This window comes from Xanthomonas sp. GPE 39 (genome assembly GCF_000963005.1).
Lineage (GTDB): Bacteria > Pseudomonadota > Gammaproteobacteria > Xanthomonadales > Xanthomonadaceae > Xanthomonas_A.
Map to the genome: position 1 here is coordinate 2666370 of NZ_JZHZ01000007.1, position 20699 is coordinate 2687068.

A 20699-nucleotide genomic window follows, 5' to 3' on the forward strand; every position below is an offset into this window, starting at 1 on the left:
GTGAAGACGCATCTCAACACGGGCATCGCACTGCGCGTGGGGATTGGAAACGGCAACGATTTCCGTTGCAAAAACGGCTTACGCCACGCAAACGCTCAAATCAGACGCCTATTTGGCACACAGGCCATCACGAAAAAGCCGGCGTCACCGCCGGCTTTTTCCCATTCAGGCCGATTCCCACCACATCCATAAGCTGTCCCACAGACGCTTGAAGAAACCCGCCTCGTCGACTGCTTTCAGCGCCACCAGTGGCGCCTGTACGACCACCTTGCCGTCCAACGTCACCCTGACCGTACCGATCGCCTGACCTTGTTTGATCGGCGCCATCAGGGTCTTGGGCACATCGATCGACGGTTTCAACTCGCTGTAGCGGCCACGCGGCACGCTGACCAACAGCGGCTGCGCCACACCCAACAGCACCTGTTTTTCGGTCCCCTTCCACACCCGCTGCTGCGCAACCTGCTTGCCCGGTTCGTATAGACGGTGCGTTTCGAAGAAGCGGAACCCCCAGTTCAACAACGCCAGACTGTCCTCGGCACGTTGCTTCTCGGAGCTGTCGCCCATCACCACCGCGACCAGACGCTGGTCGCCACGCTGGGCAGAGCTGAGCAGGCAATAGCCGGCTTCGGAGGTGTGACCGGTCTTGATACCGTCCACGCTGGGGTCGCGCCACAACAGCAGGTTGCGGTTGGGCTGGGTGATGTCGCCGACGCGGAATTCCTTGATCTTGTTGTAGGCATAGGTTTCCGGATAGTCGCGCACCATTGCACGCCCCAGCAAGGCCAGATCGTAGGCGGTGGTGTAGTGGCCCTCGGCCGATAAGCCGTGCGCATTGACGAAGTGCGAACCGGTCATGCCGATCTTCGCGGCATAGTTGTTCATCAGATTGGCGAACGCCTCTTCGCTGCCAGCGGTATGTTCGGCCAGCGCGATCGCCGCGTCGTTACCGGACTGCACCGCCATGCCCTTTTCCATGTCTTCCAGGCGCGCGGTCTGGTTGACCGGGAAGCCGCTGTAGCTGCCGTCGGTACCGGCACCGCCCTCGCGCCAGGCGCGCTCGCTCAGCATGACCTGATCGTCGCGCTTGATCTTGCCCTGCTTCAATTCCGCTGCCACCACATAGGAGGTCATCACCTTGGTGATGCTGGCCGGGGCCACGCGCAGGTGTTCGTTTTCGCCGGCCAGCACCTGGCCGGTGGCGTAGTCCATCAATACCCAGGCTTTGGACACGGCAGGTTTGGGCGCGGGCGGGATCGCCACAGTGGCAGGCGCAATGGCGGCGGCAGGCGGCGCAGGCACCGGGCCTGGGGTCTGCGCGGAAACCATGCCAACGGCGAAGGTCGCCAGGGCGGCGACGGCGAAGCGGAATTTCATCTAGAACGACTCCTGGCAGGCCTGAAGGCCGATAGTTAACGGTGCATTGTAGGACGAGGCACCGCCGTGGCAGCGCGGACACCAGGCGGCGTTAAGCCATTGGCAATGGCAACAGCCACCAAGACGCCGCGACCGATGCCACAGCGCCGCACCTCAATCTTTCACAATCTGTGGCCGCTCGAAGCCGAGTCCGGCGATACGCGCGGCCAACTCGGCAGCACTGCTGTGATCTCCGGCCGCGACCCGCAGACGCCACAATGTCCGCCCGCCGGAAACGATGTCGCTGATGCTGCCACCGACGATGCCCGCAGACACCAACTGCGACAGCGCGCGATTGGCATTCTCCCGGCTGGCGAAGCTGGCGACCTGCAGCAGGATGCCGAGCGGCCCGCGCGAAGATGTCGCTTGGGCAGACGGGTGCGACTCAGCGGCATGGACCGGCGCGGCAACGGCAGGCGTTGCGATGGCGGCGCCGGTCCTGGTGCTGGACACTGCAGCCACAACTGCGGGCGCACTGGCAGTCGTCACGGCTGGAGCCCTACGTGCCGGGTCCGGAACGGCGACAGCCACGCTGGATTGTTGGAGCGTGGTCGGCTTACCGGTGGCGACATGCACGCCGTGCGACTTCATCCAGTCATCGAAATGATCGGCATTGGCAGGGATGTTGGCGTCGGCCTTGACCCGGTAACGCCAACGTTCGCCCTCTGGCACCGCGGCGACAGCCGCCGCGGTGGCCGCAGCGGCAGGCGGGGCCGCAACCACGCTCGACCTGGACGGCAGGGTCTTGACTAGATTGTCCATGTCCGCCGCACGTCGCACCGCAGCGGCCTCGGCAGGGCGGGCGCTAGCCAACACGGTGGCGGCCGGCCGATCGCTGTGACGTCTGGCAAGCAGGTCGCCGTTGTCGGCCGGAGTCAGTCCACGTACCTCCACCCGACCAGTGCCCTTGCCGGTGATGCCGAGCTTGACCGCCGCCGCATAGCTCAGATCGATGAGGCGGTCATCGTGGAAGGGGCCGCGGTCGTTGATCCGCACCACCACCGATGCACCGTTGTCGATATTGGTGACCAGAGCGAAGCTGGGCAATGGCAGAGTCTTGTGCGCGGCGGTGAAGGCATACATGTCGTAGACCTCCCGATTCGAGGTCAACCGGCCATGGAATTTGTTGCCGTAATACGAGGCGGTGCCCCGTTCGACATAACTGTGCGGATCGTCGATGACGGTGTACGCGCGGCCCAGCACCATGTAGGGGGAGCGGTTGCCGATCACCGAGCGTGGCTCGTCAGTGACCAGCGGCTCGGGAATGCAGGCGACGTTGGGCACCTCATCGGGCGTGCTGTCGCGTACACCGGGCGCGTACAGTCCGCCAGCGGTGTAGTTGCCGCGTTTGGATAGGTCTTCCTTGGCCGGCGCGTAGGGCGAGGTCACGGGACAACCAGTAGCGATATGCACCGGCCCGCGACCTTCGACTTTGATCCCGGGAACCTTGCTGCCTACGGTCTTCTTCGGGGCGCTACTGCAAGCGGCCAACGCCAGGAAAGCGACGACAGGGGCGATGCGGAGCAGCGCGTGCGGATTCATGCCGGCGGTAATTCCTTCCCGGCGATGGCCTGGGACAGTTGGTAAACCGCCATCGCATACATTTTGGAAGCGTTGTAGCGGGTGATCGCGTAGTAATTCTGGAAGCCCAACCAGTACTGCTTGCCGGTACTACCGTCGAGTGTGATCGGGGTAGCGGTGGTACCGGTGGGGACTGGCACATTCGGCGTGTAGCCACGCGCGGCCAGGTCGGCCATGGTGTATATCGGTTTCCAATCGCTCGGATTGAATTCCTCGGCGCCAGCGCGCAGCGTGGCCGGCACGGCGACCAGCCCACCGCGCACCCAGCCACCTTTCTTGACGAAGTAGTTGGCAATGGAGGCGAACGCGTCGCTGTAGCTGCTGAACAAATTACGCTGGCCATCGCCATCGCCATCGACCGCGTACTGGCGGTAGCTGGAGGGCATGAACTGACCAAAACCCATGGCACCTGCGTAGCTACCGATCAGCGTGGTGATATCAAGGTGTTCCTCGTGGGCCAGCGCGAACAATTGGCCGAGTTCATCGCGGAAATACAGTTCGCGGCGCACTTCGCGCTCGAGATTGGCCGGGTCGCCGCTGCGCGGATAGCGGAAGGCTAGCGTGTACAAAGCATCCAGCACGCGGTACTTGCCGACGTTCTTACCGTAGCTGGTCTCCACGCCGATGATCGCAACGATGATCTCGGCCGGCACGCCAGTACGCGCCTGGACACGCAGGAGTGCGTCGCGATGATCGGCCAGGAAGGCACGGCCGCCATCGATCCGCGCCTGGGTGATGAACATCGGCCGGTATTCGCTCCACGGTTTGACCCGCTCGGCCGGGCGCGACATCGCCGCCACGATCGCATCCTTGAACTGCGCCTGCGCCAGAGTCGCCTCGATCTGCGCAGGATTCAGGCCGTACTTGGCTGCGGTATCGCGCACGAAGTTCGCGCGGGCAGTCTCCAATGGCACCGGGGTCAGATCCACCGACGGCGCCTGCAGCACTTCGGGTGCGGCTTCAGCAGGCGTTGCCTGACGCAGGGCCGGCTGCGGCGTGCTGGCCTGTGGCGGGGACGGTGACGGCTTGGGCTGGGTCGCGCATGCGACCAAGCCGAGCGTAAGCAGGCACATCAGCGAGCTTCGAATCATCGCGGCAGACTACCAGACTCAAGATGAATTTTTGCCAATAATGCTATGAAACAAAAGAACTTTACCCCAGGTCAAGTGCATCCGCAGCATTCATGCCGGTGGCGCTCGGGCGCGATCCCGGAGCAAGGTGTCGCCCTGCACCGCACCGCCCTTGCCCTTCGGCACGCCTTGCGCATTGCGTCCGTTGACCACGATCTTGCTGAAGGCCGTCACCATCGCACTGCGGTCGCCGCCGCACAGCGGATTGATTACCAACGGTTTAACAACACCCAACAGACAGGTATTGCGATAAGTGACCTCGCACACCGGGCCGCGCTTGGCCAGACCAATCTTGATGCGCAGGCCGTGCCAGGTCCGTGTCCAAAGGACGCGCAACGATCGAATGCGGCCTGGATATGCGTGGTATCCGGCTCATGCCCATCCAACACATCGGCAAAGACGCGCTGCTCCGGCTGCAGTGTGGCCAACAGCGGCTACGCGCAGGTCTCGGGAATGGACGGCTAGACAACCGCGCGACTATCGCCTGCGACCGCGCATGCCGGGCGTGCGGCCAGCAGCGCCACCCGATCAGGCACAGTGTCTGCAGGTGGGACCATCACATCACTCCGTGGCTACGATTGGCACATGCAATGGCGCAACGGATCTCGCCAAAGACGGCGACACCGACGCATCGAGTTCGACCGAGGAAACCTCCTCATCGACGGACAATTGCCGCCAGCGGTTCTCGACAATGCTGGCCAAGCCCGCAGGACTCTCATCGAAATGATGGCCACCATGCAACTCCACGACCTGCACACCACGCGTGCGCAGGGACGGACACAATGTCCGCTTCTCCTTGTCGCCGTAGACGCACAGCAACTGCGACGGAGCGATGCGTGCCACTTCAGGCAACACCGCTAGCGCGTCGTCGGTTTCGCCCAACTGCAGCCAGCCGCGCACGCGAATCTGGAAATCGGCCTTGTCCGCAAGACCCAGCAATGCCAACAATCCGACCTCGGACTGCTGCGAGGGTGGCAGACGGTTGTACATGAAGGGTAAGGTCGCCGCGCCGAAGGAATAACCGACCAACAAAATCTTCTGCGGACGCCACCGCTGCTGATAATCGGCGATGACCCGGCCAAGGTCGGCGCTGGCCTGCGCGGGCGACTTGACCCGCCAAAAATAGCGCAGGCTATCCCAGCCGACCACGGCGATGCCGCGATGTTGAAGGGCTTCGGCAATCCCCTTGTCGATGTCGCGCCAGCCGCCATCACCGGACAACACGATGGCCAGCGGCGCACCCGCCTTTGGAACAGACAATTCGACCAACGGCAGATCATCCAGCGCACCGCCACGCCCAGAGGCATGCAAGTGCGCGGCCACACGCGTGGCTAGTGCCGCCTCCAGTGTGCCGGTGGTCGGCGCGGCCACGCTATCGACGAAACTCTGCACTGGGATGGCACCGCCGCGACCAGCACACACCTCGGTAGGCATCGGCGCCACGCTCACGGCACCGCCCAGGGTCGCGCCGGGCGCGGCACCGACGATACGCTCGGCCAGCGTCGCCATGCTTCCAGTCCCGGCCAACATTGGCAAAAAATAGCTATCGCCGTGTAATTGACGCTGCAGGTGCCGGCTCAGGTGCTCCGCATCGCGCCAGGCTTTATCGCAACCATGTCCAGCACGCCCCAAGTGCTTGAGATAACGCTCGCCATCGACCACCGCGACCAGCGCTCCGGCGGCGGCGATGCGCGTCGCCGCGTCATGGCGTTGCTCGGTACTGCCGTTGGCAAGCAGGATCACCAATCCTTGCGGCACTGCCGGCGGATACACCAGTGTCGTACGGCCGTAACCCTTACTGTGCTGTGTGCCCGCTGGAAAATAATAGCGAAACAGTGCATAGCCACTCAGCCCCAACACGATGCACGTCAACAGCAAGATTCTTAGCAATTTCATCAACAGATAGCCATACAGGCGCAACAGAGCGAGTTAGGGGTAAGCGAGAGAAATTACGAGATCCGCATAGTTGGACTTCCCCGAAACTCCAATCGGCAGATGCGCTAGGTCAACGTCATGCCACGGATGCGCGCGAGTACAAAGCCAATCCGCGCCGCGCCGCCATGCCTGACAACATAACCTTTCTAAGCTAATGCGCAAATCAGCGGGAGGCGGCATCACCACATCGCACCGACACATAGCGTGAACGAAGCAGAAATGAGCTGCAATCGTTCAGCAGTAAGTCAACAAGTCGATGATGAAAACCGATACGCAGAACACACTGAACGGCGTTCAGTAGCCATGCACTGGACGATAGGATTTCACCGCCATGACCAAGCCTAGCCCGGCCAACAGCGACACCGCCGAGGTACCGCCGTAGCTCATCAACGGCATTGGCACGCCGACCACCGGCAACACCCCGGAAATCATGCCGCCGTTGACCAACACATACACGAAGAACGCCAGCCCGGTGGCACCGGCCAGCAGGCGCGAGAAGGTATCGCGGGCCTGCGTCGCGATCCACAAACAACGCCCGATCACCACCATGTACAAGGTCAGCACGGTGGCGACGCCGATCCAGCCGAATTCCTCGCTGAGCACGGAGAAGGCGAAATCGGTGGTCTGCTCCGGGATGAAGTTCAGATGCGACTGCGAGCCCAAGCCCCAGCCTTTGCCGTGCAGGCCGCCGGAACCGATCGCGATCTTGGACTGGATGATGTTCCAACCGGCACCGAGCGCGTCGCTCTCCGGATTGAGGAACATCATGATGCGGTCTTTTTGGTAAGGCCGTAGCAGCCAGTACCAGGCCACCGGCGCCGCCGCGGCAACACCGCCGACGGCAATGCCCACCCACCACCACGGCAACCCCGCCAGCAACATGACGAAACCGCCACTGGCGGCGATCAACACGCCCGTACCGAAATCCGGCTGCAGCATGATGAGCGCAGTCGGGATGCCGATGATGGTCGCACTGACCAGTACAGTAGGAATCCGCGGCGGCAACGGCACGCGGTGCAGGTACCAGGCCACCATCATCGGCATGCTGATCTTCAGCAGTTCGGCCGGCTGCAGATAGAACAGCTTCAAATTCAGCCACTGCCGACCGTATTTGCCAGTGCCCAGCACGAACACCGCCAGCAGCGGCAGCATCGAAAACGTATAGATCAGCGGCGTCCATGCGCGTAAACGCAACGTCGAGACCCGCGACAGAGCCCACATCGCCACCGCTCCGATTGCAAAACGTGCCCCCTGCGCCATGACCAGATGGTTGCCGCCAGCGCTCTTGAGCACGGCCAGCCCCATCACCATCAGCGCTCCCAAGGCCAGGCACATCACCCAGTCCAGGGTGCGGGCGAAACGGCCACCGATCTCGACAAGCCAGCGCAGGAAATCCTTCATCGTTCGTCCGGGATCTCGTCTGGAATCGGTGGCGGCGCCGACGGCAACGGCACCGCTGCGGCATCCACCTCGGTCTGACCGATCAGCACCGGGCGCTCACCCACCGACAAGGCAACCGCATCGGCGGCGGCACGCGAACGCGGGTCTTCGGCATAGTAGAGCCGGCTGCCGAATGCGGTGGCACCGCGCAGACTATCCAACGGCTCGATACCGGCAGGCAAGCGCCCGAGCAGCCAAGCATCGAAGATCTTGCGCGCAATCGGCGCAGCGGTGCTGGCACCGTAACCGCCGCCCTCCACCGCGATGGCCAGAGCGATGGTCGGATGGTCTGCCGGGGCAAAGCCCTCAAACAGCGAACGGTGACGCAGGTGCATCGGCAGGTTGCGCGGGTCCACCGCAGCCATCCCCTTGCGGCTGACCACCTGCGCAGTGCCGGTCTTGCCCGCCATCTGGTAGGGCGCACCAACGCTGATGGAATAACCACTACCACCTGGACGCATGGTGTCCATCATGCCTTCGCGCACCGCCTGCAGGTTGCCAGGATTGTCGCTGATCGGCTTGCCTGGTCCGATCGGTATCGGCTTCCATGGCTGATCGAACACCTCGCGCGTCGCCATCACCAGATGCGGCGCGCGCAACCGACCGTCGGCGATCCCTGCCACCCCGCGCGCCAATTGCAGCGGTGTCACCTTCCAGTCACCCTGGCCGATGGCAATGTTGACCGTATCACCGGGATACCATGTTTCCTTGCGACTCTTCGCCTTGTAGGCCGGCGACGGCACGATGCCGCCGGTCTCGCCGATCAGGTCGATGCCGGTCGGACTACCGAAACCATAGCGGGTCATGTACTGGTCGACCTTGGTAATGCCCATGTCGACGGCCAGCTTGTAGTAGTAGGTATTCACCGATTGGGCGATCGACTTGCGCAGGTCGGTCCAACCGTGCCCGCCACGATGCGAGTCGCCCCAGCCACGACTGACCCCTGGCAGATAGAACATGCCGGTGGACAATATCTTGTCCTCCGGGCGGCGGGTACCGCTATCCAGACCGGCCAGGCCCATGAACGGCTTGATCGTCGAACCCGGGGCCACGCCCCCCAACACCAGTCGGTTGAATTGCGGCCGCGACGGATCGCTGTTGAGCGCCTGAAAATCCGCGTGGGAAATGCCGTTGACGAATAGATTCGGGTCGTAAGCCGGCAGGCTGACCATCGCCAGGATTTCACCCGTCCGCGGATCGAGGGCGATCGCCGACCCCTGATAGTCGCCGAACGCAGCCACCATGGCGCGCTGCAGATCGGCGTCGATGGAAAGCCGCAGATCGGCACCGGACTGCGCCGGCACCCGGCCGACGGTACGAATCGCACGGCCCTGCACGTTGGTTTCGACCTGCTCGTAACCGATCTTGCCGCGCAGTTGCTCCTCGTAATACCGCTCCAATCCGGATTTACCGATATGGGTCAGCGCGGCATTGCCCTCGCCCAGCGTCTCCAGATCCTTCTCATCGATACGACCGACGTAGCCGATGATGTGCGCAAACAGGTCGCCATAGGGATAGTGGCGCGTCAGATACGGCTCCAGCTCCACGCCCGGGAAGCGCCAGCGATCCACCGCGAAACGCGCACGCTCCTCTTCGCTGACCCGCAGTTTCAATGTAATCGGAAGAAAGCTGCGGCTCACCTTGCGCGCGGCCTTGAAGTGCTCGATGTCCTCGGGCGACAGTGCGATGACCTTGCTCAAGGCAGCCAACAGCGCGTCCATGTCCGTGACCTTGTCCGGGGTCACGTCGAGCCTGAACGCGGGGAGATTCTCCGCCAACAGGCGACCGTTGCGGTCGTAGATCATGCCGCGCCCAGGCACCACCGGCCGCGGCTTGATCCGGTTGGAGTCCGAACGCGTGGCGTAGACATCGTGGTCAAGCACCTGCAGCTTGAAGTACCAACCACCCAAGCCCAGCAATGCGAACAACACCCCCAGGAAACCCAGAGCCGCACGGCGCCGAAACTGCTCGGCCTCGGCATGTGGATTCTTTTGCGCGTGGCGCGTGTTCAGAGCCATGCTACTTGCCTCGACGGCCCAGCCGCAGCCTATCCAGCAACACGAACAACGGCGGCCATAGCAGCATGCCCAACAGCGGCGCCCACCAATAGTTCCAAGGCAGGATCGGCTCGCCGATCGACAAATGCACCGCCGCAGCGACAATACGATCGTTGAGCAGCAACCCGCCGATCACCAGTGCCTGCTGCGACATCGGAAAGAAACGGATACGCGCGCGGAACCGCTGCAGGATGAAACTCAGGATCACCAGCCGCAAGGCCTGTTCGCCCAGCACTCCACCGTCAAGTAGATCGGCAAGTACACCGACCACAAACGCGAAACCCAGGCCGATCTTGTCCGGTGTCTCGATCACCCAATACGCCAGCGCCAACGCCAACCAGTATGGCCGTAGCGGCTGTAACGCCAGCGGCAGCGGCATCAGGCCCAGCAGCAGGGCCACAATCACGCTGACCGGCAGAACCCAGCCTCTGGTGCGTAGACGGCTCATGGCTGCGACTCCTGCTGTGCAGGGACTGGCACTGCCGCGGGAGTTGGAGGTTGAGTGCGAACGGGGACCACGGGATGCGGAGCGTTGCTTGAGCCTGTGGACTGCAGATTGCCCGTGGAGGGCGGGGACAGCGCCGGAGCACGAGAGGAATCTGCTCGCGGAGCACTGCTCGCCGAGACATGGGCCTGGGCCTCAATCGGGGGATTCGCCGCAGCGGCGGATTGAGAATCAGAGGCATGCGTCGCTGGCACCGCGCCGCGCCCCGCGTCCTGCTGCCCAGCCGGCATCAACGCAGCTCCCAGCCTCGGCTTGTCAACCAGTCCGGGCTTGAGCAACAACACATCCCGCCCACGATCAAGCTTCGCCGCAGGCTTCAACTCACCGACCAAGAAGGCATGGGTGTCGTCGGGACGCAACGCGGAGATGGTGCCCACCGGGAAACCCGCCGGAAAGCGCCCACCCAGGCCGGAAGTCACGATCTCATCGCCCACTTCGACCCCAGCACTGAGCGGAATGTCACGCAGCTCCAAGCTATTACCGCGGCCGTAGACGATCAGGCGCACACCGTTGCGCGCCACCGTCACCGGCACCGCATGGTCCGGATCGGTCAATAACAACACGGTGGAATGCAACGGCGTCACCGCGATCACCTGCCCCATCAGGCCACCAGCATCGATCACCGACTGACCGAGGCGCACGCCATCGCGGCTGCCAGCGTCGAGCACTAGGCGTTGACGGGTCGGATCCAGGTCGATGTCCAGAATCGGTGCCAGTTGCACGTCCAGGCCGCGGTGTTCAGCCACCCCGAGCAGTTCGCGCAATTGCGCGTTGTCCAACGCTGCGGTCTGCAGACGGGTCAAACGCGCCTTGGCGATCAACAACTGGTTACGCAGCGCAGTATTCTCCCTGACTAACTGGGCATGACTGGCGGCATTTTCCTGCACCTGCGTGCCTAACCGCCCGGGCAGGCCGGCCAATGCCCAGATCGGCTGTACCAGCAGCGTCGCCTGACCCCGCAAACGCGCCAACCAATCGACACGCGTGCCGAGCACGATCAGCACCAGCGCCATCGCCAAGTACGCCAACAGACGCGGTGTACTCGGAGATTCGCCAGAACGGGCAGTGACTGGAGGACCGGCGTAAGGAGGCACGGATCAGAGCCGGAAGTCGAAAAAAAGAAAAACGGAACAACACACCAAGTCAGCGCAACGCGGGCACCCGGCCCGGCCAGGATCAGGTGCGCACAGACACGGGACAGTCGGCGGCATCTCTGGGCGAGCACCCAGGACACCCACGCCATGCCTTCCTCGCCGATCGCCCATTTCCAGCCTCGGCCATCACTCCGGGGCGAAGAACTCGTTGCCGTGCATGTCCACCAACTCCAGCGCCCGGCCACCACCACGCGCGACGCAGGTGAGCGGATCGTCGGCGACCTGCACGTGCAATCCGGTTTCTTCGGAAATTAGGCGATCCATATCGCGCAGCAGCGCGCCACCGCCTGTCAGCACGATGCCGCGTTCGGCGACGTCGGCACACAATTCCGGCGGGGTCTGTTCCAGCGCCAGCTTGACCGCAGAGACGATACCCGACAGCGGCTCGTGCAAGGCCTCGAGCACCTCGTTGGAGTTGATCTTGATCATCTTCGGCACGCCCTCGGCGAGGTTGCGGCCGGAGATTTCCATCTCCTGCACCACCGACTGCGGGTAGGCGCAGCCGATCTCCAGCTTGATGCGTTCGGCAGTGGCTTCGCCGATCAGCATGCCGTGGTTGCGGCGCACGTAGTTGGTGATCGACTCGTCGAAACGGTCCCCACCAATGCGCACCGACTGCGAGTAGACGATCCCGTTCAGCGAGATAACCGCCACTTCGGTGGTACCGCCGCCGATATCGATGACCATCGAACCGCGCGCTTCGGTGACCGGCATACCGGCACCGATCGCCGCCGCCATCGGCTCCTCGATCAGATACACATCACGGGCACCGGCCTCCTCGGCCGACTCCTTGATCGCACGACGCTCGACCTGAGTCGAACCGGCAGGCACACACACCAGCACGCGCGGGCTGGGACGCAAGAAGCGCGACTTGTGCACTTTCTTGATGAAATGCTTGAGCATCGCCTCGGTATAGGTGAAATCGGCGATAACGCCATCTTTCATCGGGCGAATGGTGGTGATGTGCCCCGGCGTGCGGCCCAGCATCTGCTTGGCCTCGGCACCGACTGCCGCCACCGAGCGGGTCCCGCCGATCGCGCGATCCTGGCGCACCGACACCACCGACGGCTCGTTCAGCACGATGCCCTGGCCACGCACGTAGATGAGGGTGTTCGCCGTGCCCAAGTCGATGGACAGGTCGTTGGAGAACATGCCACGGAGTTTTTTGAACATCTGGAAATTGTGTCCTGGGGCCCGCGCCGTCGCCGAATGGCGAAAAAATGGGCAGAAAACTGAAGTCCGCTAGCCTAGCAACCCCCCACGGACCGGGCAAGGAAATTCTGCGGCAAACCGCATACCTAGCAGGCCCTGCAAGGACCACCCCCTCGCGATGGTGGCCCTGCCAAGCCGCAGCCGTTACCCTTTGCGCCGGGGCGATGCCGCGCCTCGCCCGTCTGAATACGGGTTCACCCCCTTCGCCAAGGCCTACCCGATGTCCGTATTGATCTGTGGCTCTCTTGCTTTCGACACCATCATGGTGTTCCCGGACCAGTTCAAGAACCACATTTTGCCGGACAAGGTACACATCCTGAATGTGTCGTTTCTGGTCCCCCGGATGCGACGCGAGTTCGGCGGCTGCGCCGGCAATATTGCCTACAACCTGCATCTGCTCGGCGGCCACCCAATCCCGATGGGCACGGTAGGCGAGGATTTCGGCCCCTATCGGGAGCATTTCCAGTCGCTGGGCATCGACTTGTCTCGGGTCAAAGTGATCGACGGGCTGTTCACCCCGCAAGCCTTCATCACCACCGACCACGACAACAATCAGATCACTGCATTCCACCCAGGCGCGATGATGCGCAGCTACGAAAACCACGTCAAAGACGTGCCGGGGGTAACCCTGGGCCTGGTCGGCCCCGATGGGCGCGAAGGCATGATCCAAAATGCCGAGGAGTTCGCCGCTAGCGGCATCCCCTTCATCTTCGACCCAGGCCAGGCCATGCCGCTGTTCAACGGTGCGGAACTGCGCACCTTCATCGAACAGTCCGACTACGTCGTGGTCAACGACTACGAGTCCAATCTCCTGCAGGAGCGCACCGGCTGGAACGAACGTGACATCGTCTCGCGCGTGCATGCTTACATCACCACGCAAGGCCCGCAGGGTGCGTTGGTGCGCACCCCAGAGAAAACCTACGACATCCCACCGGCACACGAACGCCGCGTGGTCGACCCGACCGGTTGCGGCGACGCCTTCCGCGCAGGAATGATCTTCGGCCTGCAACGCGGCTGCGACTGGCTGACCATCGGGCGCATTGGCAATCTGATGGGCGCGTTGAAAGTGGAACACCCAGGCACACAGAACCAGCGCTTCGACTTCAACGATTTCAACGACCAATTCAAACAGCAATTCGGCTACACGCTGTAGTCCCACGACGGCAGCGACAGCGGCCCTCCACCCAGGACTACCGAACCAAGGCGGAGTGCCCTGAGCCATTACATGAGCTATCAAATAATCCAGCATGACAATGCTGGCGATCAGAGATAGCTCGCGCAACAGATCATGCTACGCCTGTTAGATATGGAAATTCAAAATACAAGGCACAGCATGCTTTGATACTTGATGCCAACACATGTATCAAACATCCACAATAGTCAGTGCTGACACATCTAGCGAGCCAGGGTGCTGAACCACGAGCCACCCTGGCCGCCCCGAAGGTGACTCACCACCATTCGGAGCCACCCAACATCACATCCAGCGCCACTCCATGACAGTGACAACTGGGTAGAACCTCATTTTCAGCCAAGCAAATCCTAGCCAATTCAAGCTCAGCTTTTGACCATTCTGATCACCCAGAAATCGGCTGCCAACTGAGGATTAAGCAGATAATCATAGGGCATTAAAAAATACCCCTTATCCCCAAGCGTATCCCCCCATGAGTTACGGATACGGAACAGCTGTGTGCTGTCGTCATATCCGACGCATAGGACCGCATGCCCCCCGACCAGCTTATCTTTCTTAGTTGGCATTGGGATCTGCGTGGCGGGAGGCAGAGCACTATGCAGCCAGTTGTCGTAGAGCTGGAATCCGAACACAAAGGGAGCACCACTGGCAATACAGGCTTTCAGGTGAGAAATATCTTGATGGACGCGCTCATAGCGGGTAATGACATGCTTGAACGCCTCCTTATAGCATGCCGCATTGGGCATTTCTCTTGCTGGAGCGCCTGGAGGGAACACGCCTCCGTCATGCGCAGGCGGCGTATCGTTATACGGCCATTCCGTCTCCTGGCAGACACCGAGCTTATGCAGCACTTTTATCCCGTCGCGCAACATAGCTCCGGAATCACAATCCACACTGCCCTCAATGACGCGCTCGTTGTAGTAAATAAACAGGCGTGATGGAATAAAATCTGGCGACTCATTATGAGTAGCCCTCTCATACTGCACAGCACCTGCCAGGGCATTTGCCGTACAGGAACTAATCCGACCTTGATCATAAACTGGAAAATCCGGCGCCAGGTCGACAGCAGGCGGTAGCTTACGCATCAAATTTTCATCCGGACTGTAATGAAAGTCACGAATGTCCGGAATGTCAGCCACATACCCAAGCCGGGATTTTATTCTTCTGGTGAGTTTTTCCACAATTTCCTCGTCATGTTGGCGACGCAAGCAAAATGGTTAGAAATATCTTCCACGAGTTCAGCGATCAGCACCCGTATCATCAGACTCTTCATTCTTCACACTTTCTGAAGAATGCTCTGCATACCGACTTTATGCATTGGTTTCGACAAGTTGAAATTACACTGCTAACGAGATTAGGACAAGACGGTTAGATCCGAAATTCATTTGCGGTTCTAACCGATCGTAACGATTTTTCGCTCTCCAGGCAGACGTTTTTTCACCAAGGCCAGCGAGCGTCGCAAAGCTTTCCTGCTACGCATCGCGCAGCCTTCTGACTGAAATGCAGATCTGACCAACGCAGACTATGCTTTGTGCCGCAGGCGTCGATTAACGTTAATAAGTGGTATTCCACCACACAGCATGACGAAGCCATCGTTGCAAGCCTTTCAGACTTTCCGCTGTACGCCACTGTCTGTCCGAGCGACGCCAGCGCGCACCCGATAGCGCGCCTCCGCGACTCCTACAACGTTTTGTGACCAACAAGTTATTTTTAAAATCAGCGCTCACACTCAGCGACGATGCGTTGACGCCGACTGACCAAGGCCCTGCGATGCTCGCCGATGCAACAGGTCCAACCTAGACGGAGAGCGGTAACATTTCGGTCGCGACGCGTCCGGTATCGACGTGACCAAACACGGCTCGCGGCCGGCATCGGCAAGGCAGAATTTCAGCTCCAGTATCTACGCGCGAAAGCCGGTACGAACAAGGTCGATTCGAGCGTGGACAGGCGCTCAGCAAGTCGCCGCTGGATTCCGCATGGCAGCGACTCATGGAAAAACGGCCACCAAGTCGAAACCCACTAGTGCGCGAGGAGGACCACTTCACGCTGCAAGGCACAGCGGACAGCGAGGTGAATCGCCCAGGCTTCCGTAGACACTCATAAGTCTCGTTGCGCGTGGCGCCATTCGAACTCTACAAGCGACAGGTCACCGCAACTGGATCTGGCAGCGGTTATGGCACACAACTTTGTTGCAACTTTTCAGAAAAAACGGTCAGATTAGTCAACCCTGGTTCGTGACCACCCTGCTTACGTAGCAGGCATCACTGAATGAACTGACTGACCGTGAACTCGATCCTATCGCAATCATCAAGCGATTGCGGTGCCTCCGTTTCAATCGTCACCTTCATGGTTTTGCGCATAAAAATCCGCCGCCGCCTCGATCAGGTAGGTATAGCGCTTCACCATCCCCTGCCAGGCAAGCGCCTCCAATTGATGTTCGGCGTGGATATCCTCCGGCACCTCGCTGACCTCATCGATCAACTTTGGGACTTCGTGATTCCACCAACGCAGCATCATGTCCGGTCGCGGATGCGTGCGTATCAGCGACTCCACCAGCGATTGCATCGCTGCGAACTGACGCACCGTGCGGATGCGCTGGCCTTCCAGGAAGTGGATGCTCTTCTTGTGATCGAGCAGCGCCTTTTCCAGTACATCCAGGCGCTGGCTCAGTTCAGCACGCCCTCGACCGAAAAACCTCACGCGATTACGCCCCGCCCAGCGCGAGCCGGGGCACCTGCGGTGCTTTCAGCAACAGCGGCTTGAAGTAGCTGTCCTTGTAGTAAAAAATCTTGTCCGCCAGGATCGGATAGCCAACCCCCTCGATGAACACGATGGCTTTCTCCGGTGCCAGTCCCTTGACCTCATCCGGATTCATCAACGGACGCCGATCCAGCACCTCGGTATAGCTGTGGCTGTTGCCTTGGCCGTAGGATTGCGTGCGCTGCCGACGGCGCACCGTGGTCTCGCCCAGCATCTTCGAGTATTCCTCAGCATCGCGCTGTTCTCGTGGAGTAAACACGATCCGCACGCCGAGATTGGTAATCAGGCCGCGCGCTGTGTCGGCACCATAGACTGATTCCAACTGCGCAATCGACTGGATCACGATCACAATGCGGATGCCATAACCAGCGACCCAGCCCACGGCTACCGGGACGATCTCCACACGACCCAGCGCCGTGAACTCATCGAGCATGAACATGCACTGGTATTTCAGCTCTGTGTTGTGTTCGGGCAACTCGCGACCATTGAGTTTGATCGCCTGCTCGAAGAACAGATTCAACACGCCTTTGGCTTCGATCAGTTTGGCCGGACTGACGCCCACGTAGATCGACTGGATGGTCTTGCGCAACTTGCTCAGGTCGAAATCGTTTGCACTGGTCGCCGCATCCACAATCGGGTTACTGAAAATGTTCAGCGGTGCTAGCGCAGTTTCGATGGCGGAGGTGAACGTCTCAGGAGCCAGGCCGACCAGGTTGTTCAGACCGGTCCGCGCATGCGATCCGAGCATGGGCTGCTTGAGTATTTCACTCAGGCACTGTTGTAGCGACTGTCCAGGTTTAAGGTATGCGCCAGCGAGCAGCCGATAGACACTCCCCAGCGTGGGGAAGCTTGCTGCCATCGTGCTGGGCAAATCCACCGCCTTGTCGTGTACATACAGATCGAATAGGTATTCGCAAGCGGCCACAAAAGTCTTGCGGCCCATTGCCGGCCAGAACGGATTCTCGCCGCTCGTTTCCTTGTACAGCGTAGCGGCAATGGCAACGATGTCGCCGTTGCGGTGGTTCGGATCAAGACGCACGTACCACAGCGGATTCCAGCGATGGGTGCTGCCGTCGTCGCTGAACGGATCGAACAGATACACCTGGCCGTATTTGGCGCGCTGGCCAGCCGTTTTTTCCCATGCCTCGCGCTTGACGTCCAGGATCACCGCCGATTCCCGCCACTCCAGCAAATTCGGAATGACCACACTCACGCCCTTGCCGCCACGGGTGCTGGCCGCCAACAGCAAGTGCTTGGACTTGCCGATGCGTATGAAACGGCGACCGAAGCGACAGGCAATCAATCCATGAGGATCGTCCTTGAGCACATCGTGCCGGGACAGATCGCCGCTGCGCGCGAAGCGCGCATTGCCATACAAATCCTGCGCCTTCGTCCGCAGCATGGCATACAACATCATGAAGTAGAGCAGAACAGGCAGGCCAAAACCGCCGATACCGGCCAGCTTGATCTTCAGCGCATACGGATGCCACGCCGGTTGACCCACCACTTGCCAATAGCGCCAATAGGTCAACAGTTGGACCTGTGCATGCTCTCCGAGCAGCGCCAGCACCAAAAAGCCGGACAGATACAGCCCAGCGATGGCAACGGGTAGCAACGCGATGACGGCGGCAATGCTTTTGGTACGCGCATTCATTAGAGGGGACTCTTCCTTGGGAAATCGGGGTAAATCGAGCGGGAGTGATGCTGCAACGCCTTGTGGTCTTTGAATCGTCGGGCGCGATGTGGTTCAGGGCATGGCGGTCCATGCGGCGCGCCTGGATTGCGTACTTTTACCGCCTACATCTTCATGACCATGCCCTGCCCTTGCATCTGCGCGGCGCGCTGGGCCTGCATGGCCTGCTCGGCAAGGTTTTGCTGCTCCACCGTCTGCAATTGCTGGCTGGCCTGGGCCACGCTCGGCGCTTGCGCCAGTTCCGGTGCAAAGATACGCGCCACGATCTTCCCCTCCGATTGCACCGCGTAATTCGGCGTCTGGGTCGCATGGCCCTGCGGCATCCCCAGGTGGACACGCTCCACTTCGGTATGACCGAATTTGCGCGACTCCACCACAACGTGCGCCGCATGACGGTCCAACTGTTCCGGATCCGGTGCCGGTCGGCCCCACCGTTCATTGGCATTGGCGATGGCACTGCGGGCCTGTTCAAACATCGCATGGCGCGGATGCGCGGGATGGCGCATGTCCTCGGCGGTGACCGTGATCGGGGCAATGACACGGCTTGGCGGCTCTGGGTGGGATGCTTCCCGCGCCTTCCAGCTCGCGGCATGCTGCTCGGGCGATTTCGCTAACGCCTGTTCGGGATCGATCCTCAGTACATTGCTCTTTTCGGTGAACGAACATGGCTGGTCATAGGCCAGCAGTTGGCCCTGATGCTGCTTGAAACCTCTGATGCTGTGTTCGTAGTGCGGATCAATGCCGAGCGCGTCGGTGAAGCCGGCGGCCAGCCGCTCCTGCTGCGCGGGACCGTAGGGCAATTTATCGCCATTGATCGGCAATGTATGGGACTGTTCCAGCGCATTCTTGAACTGCGTATAGCGCGAGTGCATTGGGTGGTCTGGTTGCCGGAAGTCTTGGAGGTGGTCATCCGAACGTGGTGTGCGAGTCGGCGGGGTGTAGAGCATCGGCTCGGCGGCTTGGCGCTGTTCGTGTTGCCTCGCATCCATGGTCTGAAGGTGCAACTGCGCGTGTTGCTGCGCAAGCTGATGTTGCTGCTCGCGCGCTGCCTGCGCTTGCTGTTCCTGCTGCTGCAATTGCGCGATCCGCGCCTGTTCCTGCATGTCCACGCTGGCCGGTTTTTCATGGACAGGTGCGCTGTGAGAGGGCAGCGGCTGTGTCTGTCGGTGGGCCTGTGCCAGGTGCGCCGCCTGCTGCTGCGCCTGTTGGATCTGTTCGTGGTGCTGTTGAGCGGCGTGGTCTTGCTGCTGCCTGTCCATGGCCCGGGGCGGTGTGGACGCGGACGCGGCTGCGGATGAAGATGAAGAGGACGCGTCCGCGTTCGTCGGTGTGGTTTGGGTGGATGGTGCACCCGGCACATGGGGCATTGCGCCTTGCTGCAAGTACGCCGGCAACGGTGGTGCCGCTAACGCATGCGGATGCGGATGCGGTCCCTCCCGGAAGAACGCCGGCAGCGCCGGATCGGTGCGCTCAGGCGACACCGCCACCGGGCGCAGGGGCAAGTGTGCGCGCAACCCGGCATCTAAGGATTGCGCATCGTTTGGTGCCTGGGTCATGCCCGTGCCATCCAGGTTATGCACATGTACGCGATGCCCGAGCGTCGTCGCCATGGTGGTGGTGTAATAGGATCCGTGCTGTTCGGAGCGGTGAATGACGTTCATTTCCGGCGCGCTTGGCACGGTGCGCGGTTGCAGAAACGGTTTATCGCTGAGGCTGTTCACATAATCGGTCAACAGATTGCCGTTGCGTACCGACAAACCATCGAGTCGGTAGGAACCGCCGATATCCGAATGCGCGCCGGGATGGGTCAGATTGAGGAAGCGCCCATCGTGGGAATGGCCTGGATGCAGGATGTCCTTGGCAGGGAAGAGATCCCGGCGTTCGTCGCGGGCGGTGAGCTGTAAACCTGACACCACCGAAGGCGGCAAGCGCACATCATGCAGATTCATGTCGCCGGTGGCGACCGGGTCCAGCAAGCCGACGGTCTGCGCGGTGCGACCGGGTGGCACCAACGGCGGATGCGTGGGGGTGAGTTTGAGGATTTCGCCGTGTGGCCCCTGTTCGATGTTCATGCCGACTGGGCTCTGGATCCCGCGCTCGTGAACCATGCGTGTGAACATGGCCGCAGTGACTGCGCCACGACTGAAGCCGGTGGACACAATGCTGATTTCGACTTGCGGGTCTTGATCACGCCATTGTTTGGCTTGGCGGATGAACTTTAAGTACATCTCTTCCATTCGTGGGCCGTAGCTGTAACCCAGGGCACCGTCGAGATTACGCGTTAAGGCATCGTCCTGCGTGCCTATGCCGGGGACGTAGTAGCCTGCAATGTTGCGGACACCAGCCTTTTCAGCAGCGTGCACCTGGTCGTCCAATATCCCAATATTGGTGATGTGTTTTGGATCCTTGTGCTTGTCGTTGCCTGTGCCATCGAAGCAAGCCACAAACAAACGGGTGTGCGGGTTCTGTTGACTGACCAGCAGCGGCGCCTGGAACTGCGCCAATGTATGGCGGCTGTGTGCGTATGCGGCCAAGTCTTGAGCCGTCGCCGGATACGTTTCCACGTCATCCGGCCATGTCCTTGCATCGGTATGCTCGTTGCCCATTACATGCTCCCTGGCAAGGATGCC

14 protein-coding genes and 1 pseudogene are annotated in these 20699 nt (G+C 61.1%); 1 reads left to right on the forward strand and 14 read right to left on the reverse strand.

What is annotated here, in order from left to right; translation table 11 throughout:
- Positions 1-165 precede the first annotated feature (165 nt).
- The 10 genes and pseudogenes from XALGPE39_RS11120 to XALGPE39_RS11165 all read right to left on the reverse strand — a co-directional run bounded on the left by XALGPE39_RS11120 (position 166) and on the right by XALGPE39_RS11165 (position 12388).
- Positions 166-1374 carry a D-alanyl-D-alanine carboxypeptidase family protein gene (locus tag XALGPE39_RS11120; protein WP_045728236.1) on the reverse strand — a complete coding sequence of 403 codons (1209 nt, stop codon included), beginning with the start codon at positions 1372-1374 and terminating at the stop codon, positions 166-168.
- A 153-nt stretch (positions 1375-1527) separates the two neighbouring features.
- Positions 1528-2955 carry a septal ring lytic transglycosylase RlpA family protein gene (locus XALGPE39_RS11125; RefSeq protein ID WP_045728237.1) on the reverse strand — a complete coding sequence of 476 codons (1428 nt, stop codon included), beginning with the start codon at positions 2953-2955 and terminating at the stop codon, positions 1528-1530.
- Entirely contained in the window at positions 2952-4085 is a 1134-nt protein-coding gene (mltB, locus tag XALGPE39_RS11130; RefSeq protein WP_045728238.1) for a lytic murein transglycosylase B, read from the reverse strand. Before mltB ends, XALGPE39_RS11125 begins: the two co-directional genes overlap by 4 nt.
- A 240-nt stretch (positions 4086-4325) precedes the next feature.
- A pseudogene (locus XALGPE39_RS16490) lies at positions 4326-4433 on the reverse strand (polygalacturonase); the annotation flags it as partial.
- Positions 4434-4685: 252 nt separating this feature from the next.
- A complete protein-coding gene (locus tag XALGPE39_RS11140) occupies positions 4686-6020 on the reverse strand; it encodes an AcvB/VirJ family lysyl-phosphatidylglycerol hydrolase (protein WP_082061958.1) in 1335 nt (444 codons plus the stop codon).
- A 333-nt stretch (positions 6021-6353) separates the two neighbouring features.
- The gene (gene rodA, locus XALGPE39_RS11145; protein WP_045728240.1) at positions 6354-7460 is read right to left on the reverse strand and encodes a rod shape-determining protein RodA; all 1107 of its coding nucleotides are present in this window, start codon (positions 7458-7460) and stop codon (positions 6354-6356) included.
- Positions 7457-9517 carry a penicillin-binding protein 2 gene (gene mrdA, locus XALGPE39_RS11150; RefSeq protein ID WP_045728241.1) on the reverse strand — a complete coding sequence of 687 codons (2061 nt, stop codon included), beginning with the start codon at positions 9515-9517 and terminating at the stop codon, positions 7457-7459. The genes rodA and mrdA overlap by 4 nt, the downstream gene beginning before the upstream one ends.
- 1 nt (position 9518) lies before the next feature.
- Entirely contained in the window at positions 9519-10004 is a 486-nt protein-coding gene (gene mreD / locus XALGPE39_RS11155) for a rod shape-determining protein MreD (RefSeq protein ID WP_045728242.1), read from the reverse strand.
- Entirely contained in the window at positions 10001-11155 is a 1155-nt protein-coding gene (mreC, locus tag XALGPE39_RS11160; protein ID WP_045728243.1) for a rod shape-determining protein MreC, read from the reverse strand. The genes mreD and mreC overlap by 4 nt, the downstream gene beginning before the upstream one ends.
- Before the next feature lie 186 nt (positions 11156-11341).
- Positions 11342-12388: a rod shape-determining protein gene (locus tag XALGPE39_RS11165; RefSeq protein WP_045728244.1), complete on the reverse strand. Its 1047-nt coding sequence runs from the start codon at positions 12386-12388 to the stop codon at positions 11342-11344.
- A gap of 259 nt (positions 12389-12647) precedes the next feature.
- Between XALGPE39_RS11165 and XALGPE39_RS11170 the strand changes: the two genes are divergently transcribed.
- On the forward strand, positions 12648-13580 hold the full coding sequence (locus XALGPE39_RS11170; protein WP_045728245.1) for a carbohydrate kinase family protein: 933 nt from the start codon (positions 12648-12650) through the stop codon (positions 13578-13580).
- Between the two features lie 401 nt (positions 13581-13981).
- Here the strand turns inward: XALGPE39_RS11170 and XALGPE39_RS11175 are convergent, their stop codons facing one another.
- From XALGPE39_RS11175 to XALGPE39_RS15265, 4 genes are all read right to left on the reverse strand, one after another.
- A complete protein-coding gene (locus XALGPE39_RS11175) occupies positions 13982-14797 on the reverse strand; it encodes a C1 family peptidase (RefSeq protein ID WP_235429796.1) in 816 nt (271 codons plus the stop codon).
- Between the two features lie 1150 nt (positions 14798-15947).
- The gene (locus tag XALGPE39_RS11180) at positions 15948-16316 is read right to left on the reverse strand and encodes a hypothetical protein (protein ID WP_045728246.1); all 369 of its coding nucleotides are present in this window, start codon (positions 16314-16316) and stop codon (positions 15948-15950) included.
- A 4-nt stretch (positions 16317-16320) separates the two neighbouring features.
- Complete coding sequence (locus XALGPE39_RS11185; protein ID WP_045728247.1) at positions 16321-18030, reverse strand: type IV secretory system conjugative DNA transfer family protein; 1710 nt, start codon at positions 18028-18030, stop codon at positions 16321-16323.
- A gap of 143 nt (positions 18031-18173) precedes the next feature.
- Positions 18174-20675 (reverse strand): DUF2235 domain-containing protein, encoded by a 2502-nt coding sequence (locus tag XALGPE39_RS15265; protein ID WP_235429797.1) that lies wholly within the window; start codon positions 20673-20675, stop codon positions 18174-18176.
- Positions 20676-20699: the final 24 nt, after the last annotated feature.